The following is a 16,401-nucleotide window of genomic DNA, read 5'->3' as shown; positions in this document are numbered from 1 at the left end:
TTCTAATTTTCTGTTGAAGTTGACGTTAACGTTAATGATATACTGATGAAAAATTGTGAAGGGGGAGTTGGTTTTGAAAACGATTCAGGAAGTAGCGAAGCAATTTAATGTTTCTACACGTACGATTCGTTATTACGAGGAGTTGGGGCTACTAAGTCCACATCGATCTTCTACGAATCAACGAACCTTTTCCAAAAAGGAAATGGCGAAGCTCAAGCTTATTTTTAGAGGAAAGCGTTATGGTTTCTCATTGGAAGAAATCAAGGAGATGGTGTTGCTCTTTGATTTTGATCGTTCAGGGATTCAACAATTGGAACGAACTGTGGCATACGGAAATCAAAAAATACAAGAAATTGAGAGTAAAATAGCTGAGCTTACACAAATGAAAAATGAATTACAGCAATTACATGGCATGTTTAGTGAAAAATTATTGACTTTAAAGGGAGAGATGCACGATGGATAGTTCAAATTTGTTAGCGCGAAATGCCCGAAAGTACCCTATGAAAGAAGCTGTTGTTTGTCATGGGAAAAGCGTGACTTACCGCGAATTAGATGAGCAAGTGACGCGACTTGGTCATGCTTTGATGGAACAGGGTGTTCGCCAAAATGATAAAGTGATTATTTTTATGCCTAATGTTGTAGAGTTTGTTGTTAGTTATTTTGCGATTCAGCGTATAGGCGCTATTGTCGTTCCTGTAAATGCCAAATTTACATTGCAGGAGGTTGAGTATGTTGCACAGCATGCTGAGGCTAAAGCCATTTTAGTACATGAAGCTATATTTGCTGCTGTCGAGCATATCAACGTCGTGCCTTTAAAGATTAAGACGGGTCATATGGAGGCAGGGTGGCTTCATTATGAGACGTTAATACAACATGCAAGTACACAAACAATAGATTGCCAGCTAAATGAAGAGGATGCCTCAACGATTTTATATACTTCAGGCACAACAGGAAAACCAAAGGGTGTGCTATTTAGCTATCGTAATATATTAACAGTAGCACAGATGATTGCCGTCGAAATGGAAGTAAAGCCTGCAAGCCGTATTCTTCTTATGATGCCGTTAACGCATTCAGCCCCATTACATTTATTTTTAATGGCAGGCGTCCTTGTTGGCTCCACAAATGTATTAACGCCAACCTTTACACCAGATTTGTTACTAGACATGGTAGAACAAGAAAAGACGACGCATTTTTTCGGGGCACCAGTCGCTTACTTATTAACTGCTCAAACAAAGAGGCTGCAAACGGCAGATTTATCTTCAATGAAATGGTGGGTTTACGGAGGGGCACCATTATCACAAAATGAAATTCGTCATATACAAAAAGCTTTTCGAACAGAAAATCTAACATGTGTTTATGGTTTAACAGAGGCTGGGCCAAGTGGTTCTTTAATGTTCGGGCAAGAGCATATAGCGAAAGCAGGGAGTATTGGTCAACGTGCACCACTCGGTACGGAGCTACGCATTATTAACGATAGTGGGGAAGAAGTTGGTGTGAATGAGGTCGGGGAGATTGTGTTATTCGGTGAAGGCAACATGATGGGCTATTACAAAGATGAAATCGCTACAAAGGCAGCGTTTGTAGATGGTTGGTTGAAAACGGGAGATTTAGCGCGGAAAGATGAAGACGGCTTTATTTGGATTGTTGATCGAAAAAAAGATGTGATTATTTCGGGCGGTGTCAATATATATCCGAAAGAGATTGAAGATTTGCTTTTAAGCTATGACGGCATATTTGAGGTGGCTGTTATCGGAGTTCCACATCCGCAGTGGGGCGAAACGGTAAAGGCTGTGTACGCTACAAAGATAGAGATTGATGAGAGCGCACTTAAGGCGTATTTAGAGGAGCATCTAGCAAAATATAAAATTCCACGTCTATTTGAACGCGTGGAAGCGCTTCCGAGAAATGCTTCCGGGAAAATACTTAAACAATCATTGAAGGAACAAGGGGTGAGATAGCTATGAAAGTGCTACAGCAGGATGCAAGACAGACCACTAATTTTTTCACAGAGGATGAGACGCTCCATCAACTATTAGACATGATGCTAGATAAAGAGTTATTCGTCTATGCTAAGCGAGAATTAACGGATTTTGGTGAGCTTTGTGCAGGTGCTATTGACGTAAGGGCGAAGCATACTGATCGAGAGGGCGAACCTCGATTGCAACGCTATAATGCATATGGTGAGGAAGTTTCGGAAGTTTGGGTCAATGAAGGCTACAAAAAAACCATTGAAGAAACATACAACACGGGAATTGTAGGCTATGTGCATAAGAACATTCCGCAGTTAGGTAGGAAGGGGAACTATGTCTATAGCTTTGCGCAAGGCTATTTACTATCTCATGCGGAGCCAGGCTTCTATTGCCCCGTCACGTTAACGATGGCAACAGCCTATTTGCTGGATCATTATGCAAGTGAAGAGTTGAAGCAACGATTTTTACCACATGTTTGTGCAACAGGAGATACAGAGCTATATGAGGGAGCAACATTTTTAACAGAGCGGCAAGGTGGTTCAGATGTTGGCGCAAATATTGTAAAGGCTAGACAAGATGGACAGCATTATCTTATGTACGGAGAAAAATATTTTGCATCAAATGTAGGAATGTGTGGTGTGGCAATGGTTTTAGCACGCATTGAGGGCGCATCTACAGGTTCGAAAGGTTTAACATTATTTGCGGTCCCTTGGCGTCTAGACAATGGTAAGATAAACAACCTTCGCATTCGTCGTTTAAAAGATAAGCTCGGTGTGAGAGCAGTGCCATCAGGTGAGGTAGAGTTTGATGGTTCGTTAGCATATGTCGTTGGAGAACCAAATAAAGGAATCTATTATATGCTAGAGGCGCTTAATTTATCTAGAATTTGCAATGCAGTGGCTTCTATCGGTATTATGCGTCGCGGATTTTTAGAGGCGAAGCATTATGTGACTAATCGGAATGCATTTGGGCAACCTTTAATTCAATATCCTATGATTCAAGATACATTAGGGAAATATGCGGCGAAGGTCCATGTAGAAGTGGCTACTGTTTTCGACCTTATTCAATTGTATGACAAGGTAACGAGTGGTCAGGGCGATGAGCAGGATATGATTCTTAATCGCTTGAATATCGCCATTATGAAGAAAGAAACGGCTGAACAAGCGGTACATTATGCAAGCGAAGCGATTGAATTACATGGGGGAAATGGCTATATTGAAGATTTAGTTACGCCTCGTTTGCTTAGAGATGCGCAAGTACTTACGGTGTGGGAAGGTACAGCGAATATTTTAGCATTAGAGCTTATTCGCTTAGTCGATAAATATTTTGCCCATGAATTATTTGTACGAGTAATGAATGAGCGGTTGACTAAACTAGCAAATGGCTCATTAGTGCAAATTGTGGAAGAGCAACTAGCGAAATTAGAATGTACATTAAAAACATTTAGTCGTCTGGATGAAGCTACTAAATCATACGAAGCAAAGGGAGTAGCCGAAAAAATGGCTCATCTCTATGAAAGTGTAGTAGCAGTCGAATGGGCAGCTAAATTTGGTGGCAAATACGAAAAGCTAGCAGATATATATTTAGAAAATACATGGGCATTACGCGAAATTGGCGCACCCATGAAAACGGTCCAGTATTTTTCAGATATTATGTAAGGAAATAAGCCTTTTTAAAAAGTTTTCAGACGGTAGATAAACTCAAATTTTTGTGAGTTTATCTACCGTCTTTAGGGTGTCAGGCACGCACACAATTTTTGAAGCACATAGAATGGTGTCACTTTTTTTATCGTTCCCTATTTCTATTTTCATGTATAATAAAATCAACTGAATATTATAAAGGTTCTTTACTTAAGTAAAGTGAAAAGGGAAATCGGTGTAATTCCGATGCGGTCCCGCCACTGTAAGTGTGAGTTTTTTCAATGGATGCCACTGAAAGTTATTTTGGGAAGGCATGAAAAAGCATTTGGAGCACGAGCCAGGAGACCTGCCTTTATAGAACATTACATTTCAGCCTACGAGGATAGGATGGTGGTTTTTTTGTGCAAGCCCGCCTCTCGTTAAATGGACGAGGGCTTTTTTTATGTTTTGTAAGGCGACTATCGATAACCATTGAAAATAAAGGTGAGCAATCTCCATATTTAATAATGACAATCCCTATACTATCGATCAATCAAGTTAACAGAGCTAAAAAATGCACATACAATCTAAGGAGGATTCACAATGAAAAAGTATTGGAAGATAGGATTATCAGCATTTTTGGCAATGGGTTTACTTGCAGCATGTGGAGCACAACCGAAAAACGAGCAATCTGCATCAGAGCAGCAGGAGCAACAAGTAACCAAACAAGAAGAAGCAACATTTCCAGTGACAATAAAAGATGCTACTGGCAAAGATATCGTGCTAGAAGCACCGCCTGAAAAAATTGTTTCTCTTATTCCGAGTAATACAGAAATATTATTTGGGCTTGGCTTAGATGACGAAATTGTCGGCGTCAATGATTATGATGATTATCCACCGGAGGCAGCTAAAAAAGAAAAAGTCGGCAGTATGGAGTTCAATATTGAACAAATTATCGCCTTACAGCCAGATATTGTGTTTGCTCATGAATCAGGAATGGCTTCTTTAGATGGAGCGATGGAGCAGCTTGAGGCAGCAGGTGTAAAGGTATTTGTAGTGGCGAATGCAAGCGATTTTAATGAAACTTATACGACGATTGAGCAATTAGGACGCGCAACTGGTAAGTTACCGGAGGCACAAAAAATTATTGCTAATATGAAAGCCAAAGTGGAAGAAATCCAAGCGAAATTGCAGGATGTGGAACCAAAGACAGTCTTTGTCGAAACGTCAGATGAGCCTGAAATCTACACACCTGGTAAGGATACATTTATGCAGGAAATGCTAAATATGATTCATGCTGAAAATATTGCAGCCGATACAACTGGTTGGTTCAAAATTGATGCGGAGCAAATTATTACAAAAAATCCAGATGTCATCGTTGTCACATACGATTATGTGCCAAATATTTTAACGAAAATTCCACAACGTGCAGGCTTTGATACTATTACAGCTGTAAAAAATAAAGCAATTGTACAAGTAGATGAAAATTTAACAAGTCGTCAAGGCCCGCGTTTAGCAGATGGGCTTGAAGAGTTAGCGAAAGCCATCTATCCAGAGGCTTTCGAGTGAGTAGAGCATTATTAGCCTATATTACAGCCATTACGTTACTTCTTGTTAGCATCTGGTGTGGCGTATCAATAGGCTCGGTTCATATTCCATTTGAAGTATTTTGGAATAGGGCGGCAGATGAAACAGCCGCTAATATTTTATGGAAAATTAGGTTGCCACGCGTATTGCTGGCAGGACTTGTTGGCGCATCGTTGGCGATTGCAGGGGCAGCCTTCCAAGGATTATTAAAGAATCCATTGGCAGACCCTTATACACTAGGTGTATCTTCGGGAGCGTCAGTAGGTGCTGTGGTGACATTATTTTTTGGTATCTCGATACCGGTTGTCGGGCTGTATGCATTACCAACGCTTAGTATGGTGGGTGCGGTACTAACAATGGTAGCTGTCATGAGCTTTGCCAGAATAGTCGACCGTGCACTGAAAATGGAAACACTTATTTTAACAGGCGTTATTTTTAGTTCTTTTTTAGGATCTCTTATATCCTTAATGATTGCATTATCAGGAGAAGAGCTCCGCCAAGTGATAGGCTGGTTGCTTGGTTCAGTTTCGATGCGGGGCTGGCCGTATGTGCAGATGATTACACCATTTGTTGTCATAGGCTCTGCTATTCTGTGGACGCAAAGACGAGAGCTCAATGTTCTATTATACGGAGAAGAACGTGCAAAGCATTTAGGTGTCAATGTAAAGCGTAGTAAATATTTAATTTTAGTAGGGGGCTCCATGCTGACTGGTGCGGCTGTTGCTGTTTCTGGCACAATCGGTTTTGTCGGTTTAGTTGTGCCACATATGACACGCATGATTTGGGGTTCTGATCACCGTCATCTATTGCCGTTATCATTTATCAATGGCGCAACATTGCTAATTATTTGTGATTTAGTGGCGCGAACGATCATTATCCCTCGGGAATTACCAATAGGCGTTATTACTGCATTTATCGGTGCTCCTGTCTTTTCTTATATTTTCTATAAGCAACGTAGAAGCAAGGGGGTACGTGTATGATTATCGTTGAACACCTATCGGGTGGCTATGAGGACGTACCTATCGTCAAAGATGTTAGTTTTACCGTTGAAAAGGGGAAAATCCTTGGCATTTTAGGACCGAATGGTAGTGGTAAATCGACATTATTGAAAGTCATTAGTGGTCTATTGCCTGCAACAGCAGGAACGGTTTTTTTAGATGGCAAAAATATTAAACACTATAGTCCACGCGCGCTGGCGAAAAAGATGGCCGTCTTACCACAATTACATGCCAATGCATTTTCAAATACCGTGCGGGAAGCGGTATCGCTCGGTCGTTATCCGCATCAAACTGGTTTTTTTTCCAATTGGTCAGAGCAGGATGAACGAGCTGTTCAATATGCCATGGATCAAACAGGCGTAGCACGCTATGAGCATACATCGATGGAATTTCTATCGGGCGGCGAGCAACAACGGGTTTTTGTAGCGCAAGCTTTGGCGCAAACAGCAGAAGTATTATTGCTAGATGAGCCGACCAATCACTTAGATATTGCCCATCAACGTCAACTTTTGGATATGGTGCGTAAGGAAGCAATCGAGTGCGGTTTAACAGTTATTATGGTGCTACATGACATGAATTTAGCCTCTCTTTATTGTGATGAATTATTGTTAATGGAGAGTGGCTCTGTGCGTGCTTTAGGTGTACCACATAAGGTGTTAATAGCTTCACAAATTGAGGATGTATATCAGGCACGGGTAACAACCTATGCCCACCCTGAAATACCGAAACCGCAAATTACAATTATGCCATCAACCAATGAATATCAGCAACGCGCTGACATCGTAAAAGAAGACTTTCGAGTAACGCCAGATTATATTCAACTAAAATCAACCATTCCTTTAAAAACCGTTTCTTCGGCTGTTCATAATCCTGGTATAGGATGGTATGACTGTCTATTAAATCGTTCAGTGCCAGGAGATTATGTTATTAGTGATGTTAAACAAGAAGTTGCGGACTTTTTACAAAGGGAGCATTTTTCACCGACAAGCACAGTTGTTATGTTAACGGCTGTTCCTACACAACTGTTTGCACTTAATGAATATAGCACTGCCTTTGGGAGTGTGTTTGTTGTGGTAACAGCAGGTGTTGGCAATGCTGTAGATGTCTCTCGTACACACGAACGGCAGGATACGCCATATATTGGTACTATCAATACGTGGGTTGTCATCAATGGCTGTTTATCGGAAGAGGCATTTTTTCAAGCATTGATGACTGCAAATGAAGCTAAAACAAAGGCTTTACAATCAGAAAACATTCGGGATCATTTAACTGATACGATTGCGACTGGTACTGCGACCGATAGTTTGCTTATTGCGGCAACGCAAAAGGGTGAGGAAATGCGCTATGGTGGACCGATTACGGCTGTTGGTAAGATTATTGGTAAAGGTGTTTATGAGACGACGGTGCAAGCAATTCAAAATTATAAAAATAAAGCATAGGAGTGGAACAGGATGAAACTTTACACAAAAACAGGCGATACAGGGAAAACAAGCTTAATTGGTGGGCGTGTCGACAAAGATAGTCTACGTGTGGAAACATACGGGGCAATTGATGAATTAAATTCATTTATCGGCAAGGCTGTTAGTGAATTAGATCGCGCGTTATTTAAAGATATTTTAGTGGATTTAGAAACGATTCAACATGAGCTTTTTGATGCAGGCGGTGATTTAGCAAATGTTATGAAGGAACGTCATTATAAGTTAACGGAAGCACCGATTGAAGTACTAGAGGCGCGTATAGATGCATTGTCAGACGAAGCGCCACCATTAGAGAAATTTATCTTACCTGGTGGAGCGCCGGCCGCTGCAACATTACACATCGCACGTACAGTTGCACGCCGAGCAGAGCGTCAAATGGTAACGCTAATGAAAGAAATTGAAGATGTACCGACTATTGTACAAAAATATTTAAATCGATTATCAGATTATTTATTTGCCGCAGCACGTGTTGTGAATGCACGTTTAAACTTACCTGATATTGAATATATTCGTAGTGGCAATGTCTTTAAAAAATAACTTAAGTAGAGAAGAAGGCAGCAACGCATAACAGCAAATAAGCAAAAGATTTGAGCCTAACGATGCAAAAAAAGAACCATTTTTAAAATAAATATTTTAAGCGGAATTTATGACGATGAATACAAGTAATTGTAAGATAAAACGATAAATTCAAATGCCAAAAAGCTACTCCGAAAGTAAAAATCAGGGTAGCTTTTTTGCTTATAAAATGTAAGAATATAAAATTATCAGAAATTTTTTCGTTTTATGTTGACTGAATGCTCACTCATTTATTAGAATGTGGATATAGTGGTGAAATGTCATACATTTACGTTTGAGCTAGAAATATTAACACAAAGAGAGAAAATTTACGACAAACTAAAGGGGGGACCAACCATGAGTCCATTAGTAATTGCAAACATTGTTCTAACAGTCGTGGTTGTGCTTTATGCAGTAGGGTTATTTATCTATCTGTTAAAAACACGCTATAAATTTGTGCAATTGGGGAAAAAGGTTGAGTTTGATGAAAGTGTCCAAGAACGCATTCGTTATTTAATGGTGAATGTGTTTGGTCAAAATAAGCTGTTAAAGGATCCTAAAAGTGGTTTAATTCACGTGATGTTCTTTTATGGTTTCTTAATGGTTCAGTTAGGGGCTATCGATTTAATTTGGAAGGGGTTAGTACCAGGCTCTCATTTACCACTTGGCATGTTCTATGGTGTATTCACATTCTTCCAAGAGCTAGTAGTATTAATGATTTTAGTGGCGGTTGTCTGGGCATTTTATCGTCGCTATGTGGAAAAACTAGTACGTCTAAAACGAGGCTGGAAAAATGGTCTTGTATTGATTTTTATTGGTGGCTTAATGCTTTCAACATTGCTGGCAAACGGTATGGGTCTTATCTGGCATGGCGAAGGTTTAACGTACACAGAGCCTGTTGCTTCTAGCATTGCAGCAATTTTTAGTTTTTTACCAACGTCTGCAGCAGCAACTGTTTTCTATATAGCATGGTGGGCTCATTTATTAATATTATTAACGTTTTTAATTTATGTACCGCAATCGAAGCATTTCCACTTGATTGTCAGCCCTATCAATGTGTATATGAACCGCTTAGATCGTACAGGTACGTTAACGCCAATCGACTTCGAGGCGCTTGAGGAAGCTGGAGAAAATGCTGAAAGTGAAGACGATATCCCATCTATCGGGGTAGGACGTATTCAAGACTTTACGCAAAAACAAATGCTAGATTTATATTCTTGTGTAGAATGTGGCCGTTGTACAAATATGTGCCCAGCAACAGGAACTGGCAAAATGCTTTCACCAATGGATTTAATTGTCAAACTTCGGGATCATTTAACATTTACGGGTGCGGTTGTAACAAAGCAAAAACCGTGGGTGCCTTATCAATTTTTTGCAAATACAAAGGGCAATCAGCTTGCAATGGCAGCAGGTGCTGAAGGGGCAGTAATTGAGGATATTTATAGTCCATCTTTAATCGGGGATGTAATTACAGAGGAAGAGATTTGGGCATGTACAACTTGCCGTAACTGTGAAGATCAATGTCCTGTTATGAACGAGCATGTCGATAAAATCATTGACTTACGTCGCTACTTAACGATGACGGAAGGAAAAGTAAACTCAGATGCACAGCGAGCAATGACAAACATTGAACGCCAAGGAAATCCTTGGGGACTAAATCGAAAAGAAAAAGAAAACTGGCGTGATTTAGACCCAACAATCCATATTCCAACCGTGAAGGAACTGAAAAAATCAGGCGAGGAAATGGAGTACTTGTTGTGGGTAGGCTCTATGGGTGCTTTTGATAATCGCTCTCAAAAAATTGCTTTAGCTTTCTGCCGTCTAATGAACGAAGCGGGCGTGAAGTTTGCAATTCTAGGAAATAAAGAGAAAAACTCTGGGGATACACCACGTCGTTTAGGAAATGAATTTTTATTCCAAGAGTTGGCAACAGCCAATATTGATGAGTTTGAGAAAAATGATGTAAAGAAAATCGTCACAATTGATCCGCACGCATATAATATCTTTAAAAATGAATATCAAGATTTTGGTTGGAAAGGCGAAGTCTATCACCATACGGAATTACTAAATCAATTGATTGAAGAAAATCGTTTAGTACTGAACTATGAAGTAGAGGAAACAATTGTCTTCCACGACTCTTGTTATTTAGGTCGTTACAATGATGTCTACGATGCGCCACGTGAAATTTTACGAGGCATTCCAGGTGTGAAGCTGGTGGAAATGGAACGCAATCGTGAAACAGCCATGTGCTGTGGCGCAGGTGGTGGCTTAATGTGGATGGAAGAGCATGTTGGCAATCGCATTAATGTAGCACGAACAGAGCAGGCGTTAGCAACGAATGCTTCAGTTATTTCTTCAGGATGCCCATACTGTTTAACGATGTTAGAGGACGGTACAAAGGCAAAAGAGGTTGAAGATACTATCAGCACATTCGATGTAGCAGAATTACTAGAACGCTCTGTGTTTGGGGAAAAAGTGAAAACTGTTGCAGACAATGTTGATGAACTAACAGAAGAAATGCTAGAAGAAGTGGTAGCATCTGTTGACTCACAAGAGCAAGACAAGAATGAAGAGCTAAACGCAGAGAAATGATAATTATTGTAGAAATATTTTCTTTATCTGAAAAATATAAATTGCACAATAATTAATTGTTTTGTAGAATAAGATTAATTGGAAATGGGAGTTATTAAAAAACTCCCATTTTTTATCGAGAAGAGTCGAGCGAGCGTTCAGTCAACAATGATCGCTTTGATACTTCTTCGAGTAACGTAAAACAAAAGGGGTGTTTTACTTGAATAGAGCTGTAATATTAGCAGGAGCAAGAACGGCATTTGGTAAATTTGGTGGTTCACTTTCCACTCTTAGCGCCAGTGACTTAGGTGCTATCGCCATTAAAGGCGCATTGGAAAAGGCAAATATCGCTCCAGATGCAGTAGGTGAAGTAATTTTAGGGTCAGTTTTACAAGGTGGGCAAGGGCAAATACCATCAAGACAGGCTTCACTGAAGGCAGAATTACCAGTAGCAGTCAAAACTGAAACGATTAATAAAGTTTGTGCGTCGGGGATGCGCGCAGTAACATTAGCCGATCAGTTAATTCGTTTAGGGGACGAAGAAGTAATGATTGCTGGTGGTATGGAATCGATGTCAAATGCACCGTATTATCTTCAAAATGGTCGCACAGGTTTACGAATGGGCGATTCAACAATGGTAGACGGCATGCTTTATGACGGTTTAACTTGTGCCTTTCATCAGGCAAGACCACCTATGGGGAGCTACGGTAATAAGGCAGCAGGTGAATTTTCCTTAAGTCGTCAAGAACAAGATGCGTGGGCTGTCCGCAGTCATGAACGTGCGATTGCAGCCATTGAACAAGGTTATTTTGCCGAGGAGATTGTGCCTGTACAAATCGCACAACGTAAGGGTGATCCGCTTGTAGTCAATACCGACGAAGCACCAAGACCTGGCACTACGCAGGAAGTGCTCTCTAAGCTCAAGCCAGCCTTTGAAAAGGATGGTTCCATAACAGCAGGTAATGCACCAGGTGTCAATGATGGCGCATGTGCTCTTGTCATCATGAATGAAGACCGCGCAATACGGGAAGGTAGAGAGCCACTCGCTGTCATTATCGGTCATGCAGAACTGGCAATTGAACCAGAAAATTTCCCGCAAACACCAGGTCTTGTGATTAACAGCCTACTAAAAAAGACGGGGAAATCATTAGCAGACATCGATTTAATTGAAATCAACGAAGCCTTTGCAGCAGTAGCGCTTATTAGCAATCAGTTGGCAAATCTTGATGCAGAAAAAGTAAATGTCAACGGTGGTGCAGTAGCGCTAGGTCATCCGATTGGCGCATCCGGTGCACGCATTATCTTAACACTGGCACATGAATTAAAACGCCGTGGTGGTGGAATCGGGATTGCGGCAATTTGTTCAGGTGGCGGGCAAGGCGATGCCATAATGATTGAAGTACCAAAACAAAGGGGACATGAATAATGGGAATTCAAAAAGTAATGGTAATTGGTGCAGGGCAAATGGGTTCAGGGATTGCGCAAGTTTGTGCACAAGCTGGCTATGACGTGTTATTGAATGATATACAGCAATCCTTTTTTGAGCGTGGATTAAGCGTTATCACAAAAAACTTAACACGTGATGTTGAAAAGGGTCGTAAAACAGCAGATGAAAAAATGGCTATTCTAAGTCGCATTCAGATGTCACTAGATTTAAAGGATGCTAGTGATGTTGATATTATTATCGAGGCAGCAGTTGAAAATATGGAAGTGAAGCAATCCATTTTCAAGCAATTAGATACAATTGCACCTGCTCACGCCATACTGGCGACAAATACATCATCTCTGCCGATTACAGAAATTGCAGCAGTCACAAACCGGCCAGAGCAAGTAATCGGGATGCACTTTATGAACCCAGTACCTGTTATGAAGCTTGTCGAAATTATTAGAGGTTTAGCGACGGCTGACGAGGTTTACAAAGCTGTGGAAGAAATGACTGTAAAGTTAGCAAAAACACCAGTGGAAGTAAATGACTTCCCAGGCTTTATTGCAAACCGCATTTTACTGCCGATGATTAATGAAGCAATTTATGCATTATATGAGGGAGTTGCATCGAAAGAAGCGATCGACGATGTGATGAAGCTGGGCATGAATCATCCGATGGGGCCATTAACATTAGCAGACTTTATCGGCTTAGATACATGTTTATCTATTATGGAAATTTTACATGAGGGCCTAGGTGATAGTAAGTACAGACCTTGTCCTTTATTACGCAAATATGTAGCAGCAGGTTGGCTAGGTAAAAAATCAGGAAGAGGCTTTTACGTTTACGAATAGTCCTATGGGGATGGGATATTCAGAATAATTACACCTAGGCGTAATGGTGTTCAGATTTTGGAGTGCAGGCTCAATAAAATTTGTGCTAGCCATCGAGGTCTTAACTTACTTTAGCTAGGCGTTACATTTAGAGGGCTTTTGCTAAAAGTATGTTAATGTGTAATGCTACGTGACAGCATAGAGGGGTGACATTATAGATGCATTTACAATTTACGGATGAGCAATTAATGATGCGTGATATGGTGCGCGATTTCTCACAGGAGAAAATCGCACCGTGGGTAGAACGAATGGAGGCTGGTGAGTTTCCGCGTGAACTGCTTACACAAATGGGTGAATTAGGTTTAATGGGCATCACAACCCCAGAAGAACTAGGTGGCTCTGCGATGGATTTTACTTCGTATATTATCGCAATCAATGAATTATCAAAAGTGAGCGCAGTGATGGGTGTTATATTATCAGTACATACGTCTGTAGGTACAAACCCAATTATTTATTTTGGTAACGATGAGCAAAAACAACGTTATGTTCCGAAGCTAGCAGCAGGTGAATATTTAGGGGCATTTTGTTTAACAGAGCCAAGTGCGGGTTCGGATGCAGGCTCTTTACAGTCAAAAGCAGTACGTGATGGTGATGAATATGTCATTAACGGCTCAAAAGTATTTATTACAAACGGAGGCGAAGCAGATGTTTATATCGTTTTTGCCTCCACTAATCAAGCTGCAAAAACACGTGGCATTTCAGCATTTATTGTTGAAAAGGGTACGCCGGGCCTAATTATAGGCAAGGATGAGCACAAAATGGGGCTACATGGTTCACGTACAGTCCAATTAACATTTGATAACTGTCGAATTCCGGTCGCTAACCTTCTAGGGGAAGAAGGAGAGGGCTTCAAAATCGCAATGGCAAATTTGGATGTGGGGCGCATAGGAATCGCGGCACAAGCTTTAGGAATCGCTGAAGCAGCTCTTGAAGCAGCGACTGCATACGCCAAAGAGCGTGTGCAATTTGGCAAACCAATCGCCGTACAGCAAGGAGTTGGCTTTAAGCTAGCCGATATGGCAACGGCTGTAGAAGCGGCAAAATTGCTTGTGTATCGTGCAGCTGATTTACGTGCGAAAGGTTTACCATGTGGAGCAGAGGCATCAATGGCAAAACTCTTTGCTTCTCGAACAGCTGTACAAACAGCGATTGAAGCCGTACAAATTTTTGGTGGCTACGGTTACACCGAGGATTATCCAGTAGAACGTTATTTCCGTGATGCTAAAGTGACAGAAATTTACGAAGGTACAAGTGAAATTCAAAAACTAGTGATTAGTAAATATTTAATTTAATAGAGTGCCAACATTCGTAAAAGAATTTAGTTTATGCACACGTATTTATAGGCAATTCAATAAAGGAACAGGCGAACTTCATTAAAATTAAAGGGGAAATGGACAATGAACTTTCAATTAACAGAAGAACATGAACAATTACGTGAAATGATTCGCGACTTTGCTTTAAATGAGGTAGCACCAACAGCCGCAGAACGCGATGAAAATGAAGAATTTGATCGTGCCATTTTTGATAAGATGGCTGAATTAGGCTTAACAGGTATTCCGTGGCCAGAAGAATATGGTGGTGCAGGCTTTGACTACCTTGCCTATGTCATTGCTGTTGAAGAATTATCTCGTGTATGTGCTTCGACAGGGGTAACATTATCTGCTCATACTTCTTTAGCAGGTTGGCCGCTATATAAATTTGGTACTGAAGAACAAAAACAAAAGTACCTGCGACCAATGGCAGAAGGCAAACATATCGGTGCTTATGGTTTAACAGAGCCAGGTTCTGGTTCGGATGCTGGTGGTATGAGAACGTATGCAAAACGCGATGGCGATGATTATATTCTAAATGGTTCAAAGATTTTTATTACAAACGGTGGCGTAGCAGATACATATATCGTATTTGCAGTAACAGACCCAGAAGCGAAAAACGGCACGTCCGCTTTTATCGTTGAAGCAGGTTTTGCAGGTTTTTCAGTCGGTAAAAAGGAGAAAAAACTAGGGATTCGTTCATCACCGACAACAGAAATTATTTTCGATAACTGCCGTGTACCAAAAGAAAACTTACTTGGGGCTGAAGGAGACGGCTTTAAAATTGCAATGACAACACTTGATGGTGGACGTAACGGCATTGCAGCTCAAGCAGTAGGAATTGCGCAAGGTGCTTTAGATGCTGCGGTTGAATATGCCAAAGAGCGTGTACAATTCGGTAAGCCAATTACTGCAAACCAAGGTGTGTCCTTTAAATTAGCGGATATGGCAACGCAAATTGAAGCATCTCGTCTGCTTACATACCAAGCTGCTTGGTTAGAGACAAACAATCTTCCTTACGGTAAGGCATCGGCAATGGCAAAGTTAATGGCTGGTGATACAGCAATGAGCGTCACAACTGAGGCAGTTCAAGTCTTTGGTGGTTATGGTTACACGAAAGATTATCCAGTAGAACGCTTTATGCGTGATGCGAAAATTACTCAAATTTACGAAGGTACACAAGAGATTCAACGTCTTGTTATCTCGCGTATGTTGACGAAATAATTTATGACAGAAAAGAACAAAAGACCCCAAGTCCAGTCAACCGTGAAAGACGAAAATCTCATTGCCATCCGCCGAGAACAAATGATTCAAGGTGCTATTAAATTATTTAAAGAAAAAGGATTCCATCGTGCTACTACAAGAGAAATTGCTAAAGCAGCAGGTTTTAGTATCGGTACATTATATGAATATATTCGTACAAAAGAAGATGTACTATACCTCGTTTGTGATAGCATCTACCACCATGCGATGGAACGTCTATCAAGCTATGAGATAAAGGCAGGAACGATAGAAGAGTTAAAAGAAATGATTCGTGAGTATTTTTTACAAATCGATAGCATGGTAGATGAATTAACAATCATGTATCAGGAAACGAAATCATTATCCAAAGAAGCACAGCGTTATGTTTTTAGTAAAGAGTTTGAGATGGTTGCCACTTTTGAACGATTGTTAAAACGGTGCGTACAGTCAGGGGAACTAACAATGACTGATCAGCAAATTCATTTAGCAGCAAATAATTTAGTTGTTCAAGGTCAAAGCTGGGCGTTCCGCAAATGGGCGCTTCACCGTCAACATACGCTTGACGAGTATATTGAAATGCAAACAACATTGTTCATTTCAGGCATTAAGGGGTTTTAATAAGTTCCAAAGGGGTTTGTCGGTAATTGCATAATGCGACATTGCAATTACCGATTTTTTTCATAATGGCGTATGGCGCAGAGCTGATGGTATTTCACTAGGCTCAAGAAGCCCATACAATGTGTCGATTTTTCATT

General features: G+C 40.7%; 13 protein-coding genes and 1 riboswitch. All 13 genes read left to right on the top strand.

What is annotated here, in order from left to right; all coding sequences use genetic code 11:
- Positions 1–73: 73 nt before the first annotated feature.
- The 13 genes from FC748_RS14705 to FC748_RS14645 all read left to right on the top strand — a co-directional run bounded on the left by FC748_RS14705 (position 74) and on the right by FC748_RS14645 (position 16,264).
- Positions 74–463 (top strand): MerR family transcriptional regulator, encoded by a 390-nt coding sequence (locus tag FC748_RS14705; RefSeq protein ID WP_108030621.1) that lies wholly within the window; start codon positions 74–76, stop codon positions 461–463.
- Positions 456–1,958, top strand: coding sequence for a class I adenylate-forming enzyme family protein (locus FC748_RS14700; RefSeq protein WP_108030620.1), 1,503 nt, complete (start codon positions 456–458; stop codon positions 1,956–1,958). Before FC748_RS14705 ends, FC748_RS14700 begins: the two co-directional genes overlap by 8 nt.
- A gap of 2 nt (positions 1,959–1,960) precedes the next feature.
- On the top strand, positions 1,961–3,628 hold the full coding sequence (locus tag FC748_RS14695; RefSeq protein ID WP_108030619.1) for an acyl-CoA dehydrogenase family protein: 1,668 nt from the start codon (positions 1,961–1,963) through the stop codon (positions 3,626–3,628).
- A gap of 164 nt (positions 3,629–3,792) precedes the next feature.
- A riboswitch (cobalamin riboswitch) is annotated at positions 3,793–3,978 on the top strand.
- 214 nt (positions 3,979–4,192) lie between these two features.
- Complete coding sequence (locus tag FC748_RS14690; RefSeq protein ID WP_108030618.1) at positions 4,193–5,158, top strand: ABC transporter substrate-binding protein; 966 nt, start codon at positions 4,193–4,195, stop codon at positions 5,156–5,158.
- Positions 5,155–6,156, top strand: coding sequence for a FecCD family ABC transporter permease (locus FC748_RS14685; RefSeq protein ID WP_024362867.1), 1,002 nt, complete (start codon positions 5,155–5,157; stop codon positions 6,154–6,156). Before FC748_RS14690 ends, FC748_RS14685 begins: the two co-directional genes overlap by 4 nt.
- The gene (locus FC748_RS14680) at positions 6,153–7,613 is read left to right on the top strand and encodes a bifunctional ABC transporter ATP-binding protein/adenosylcobinamide amidohydrolase (RefSeq protein ID WP_024362868.1); all 1,461 of its coding nucleotides are present in this window, start codon (positions 6,153–6,155) and stop codon (positions 7,611–7,613) included. Before FC748_RS14685 ends, FC748_RS14680 begins: the two co-directional genes overlap by 4 nt.
- A 12-nt stretch (positions 7,614–7,625) precedes the next feature.
- Positions 7,626–8,189, top strand: coding sequence for a cob(I)yrinic acid a,c-diamide adenosyltransferase (locus tag FC748_RS14675; RefSeq protein WP_024362869.1), 564 nt, complete (start codon positions 7,626–7,628; stop codon positions 8,187–8,189).
- Between the two features lie 375 nt (positions 8,190–8,564).
- Positions 8,565–10,799 (top strand): heterodisulfide reductase-related iron-sulfur binding cluster, encoded by a 2,235-nt coding sequence (locus tag FC748_RS14670; protein ID WP_024362870.1) that lies wholly within the window; start codon positions 8,565–8,567, stop codon positions 10,797–10,799.
- 199 nt (positions 10,800–10,998) lie between these two features.
- Positions 10,999–12,204, top strand: coding sequence for an acetyl-CoA C-acetyltransferase (locus FC748_RS14665; protein WP_108030617.1), 1,206 nt, complete (start codon positions 10,999–11,001; stop codon positions 12,202–12,204).
- Positions 12,204–13,055 carry a 3-hydroxybutyryl-CoA dehydrogenase gene (locus FC748_RS14660; protein WP_024362872.1) on the top strand — a complete coding sequence of 284 codons (852 nt, stop codon included), beginning with the start codon at positions 12,204–12,206 and terminating at the stop codon, positions 13,053–13,055. The genes FC748_RS14665 and FC748_RS14660 overlap by 1 nt, the downstream gene beginning before the upstream one ends.
- Before the next feature lie 197 nt (positions 13,056–13,252).
- Positions 13,253–14,386, top strand: a complete 1,134-nt coding sequence (locus FC748_RS14655) for an acyl-CoA dehydrogenase (protein ID WP_024362873.1) — start codon at positions 13,253–13,255, stop codon at positions 14,384–14,386.
- Between the two features lie 105 nt (positions 14,387–14,491).
- Positions 14,492–15,628, top strand: a complete 1,137-nt coding sequence (locus FC748_RS14650) for an acyl-CoA dehydrogenase (RefSeq protein WP_024362874.1) — start codon at positions 14,492–14,494, stop codon at positions 15,626–15,628.
- 3 nt (positions 15,629–15,631) lie between these two features.
- A complete protein-coding gene (locus FC748_RS14645) occupies positions 15,632–16,264 on the top strand; it encodes a TetR/AcrR family transcriptional regulator (protein ID WP_024362875.1) in 633 nt (210 codons plus the stop codon).
- The last annotated feature ends 137 nt before the right edge of the window (positions 16,265–16,401 follow it).

Source organism: Lysinibacillus sphaericus (assembly GCF_005217585.1).
Lineage (GTDB): Bacteria > Bacillota > Bacilli > Bacillales_A > Planococcaceae > Lysinibacillus > Lysinibacillus sphaericus.
The sequence above is the reverse complement of the archived record's forward strand: the minus strand, read 5'-3'. Positions and strand labels throughout refer to the sequence as shown.

Bases quoted from the DNA above. Each gene is read 5' to 3' on its own strand.
- FC748_RS14700 (WP_108030620.1), top strand. From the start codon at position 456: ATGGATAGTTCAAATTTGTTAGCGCGAAATGCCCGAAAGTACCCTATG.
- FC748_RS14695 (WP_108030619.1), top strand. From the start codon at position 1,961: ATGAAAGTGCTACAGCAGGATGCAAGACAGACCACTAATTTTTTCACA.
- FC748_RS14690 (WP_108030618.1), top strand. From the start codon at position 4,193: ATGAAAAAGTATTGGAAGATAGGATTATCAGCATTTTTGGCAATGGGT.
- FC748_RS14680 (WP_024362868.1), top strand. From the start codon at position 6,153: ATGATTATCGTTGAACACCTATCGGGTGGCTATGAGGACGTACCTATC.
- FC748_RS14675 (WP_024362869.1), top strand. From the start codon at position 7,626: ATGAAACTTTACACAAAAACAGGCGATACAGGGAAAACAAGCTTAATT.
- FC748_RS14670 (WP_024362870.1), top strand. From the start codon at position 8,565: ATGAGTCCATTAGTAATTGCAAACATTGTTCTAACAGTCGTGGTTGTG.
- FC748_RS14660 (WP_024362872.1), top strand. From the start codon at position 12,204: ATGGGAATTCAAAAAGTAATGGTAATTGGTGCAGGGCAAATGGGTTCA.
- FC748_RS14655 (WP_024362873.1), top strand. From the start codon at position 13,253: ATGCATTTACAATTTACGGATGAGCAATTAATGATGCGTGATATGGTG.
- FC748_RS14650 (WP_024362874.1), top strand. From the start codon at position 14,492: ATGAACTTTCAATTAACAGAAGAACATGAACAATTACGTGAAATGATT.
- FC748_RS14645 (WP_024362875.1), top strand. From the start codon at position 15,632: ATGACAGAAAAGAACAAAAGACCCCAAGTCCAGTCAACCGTGAAAGAC.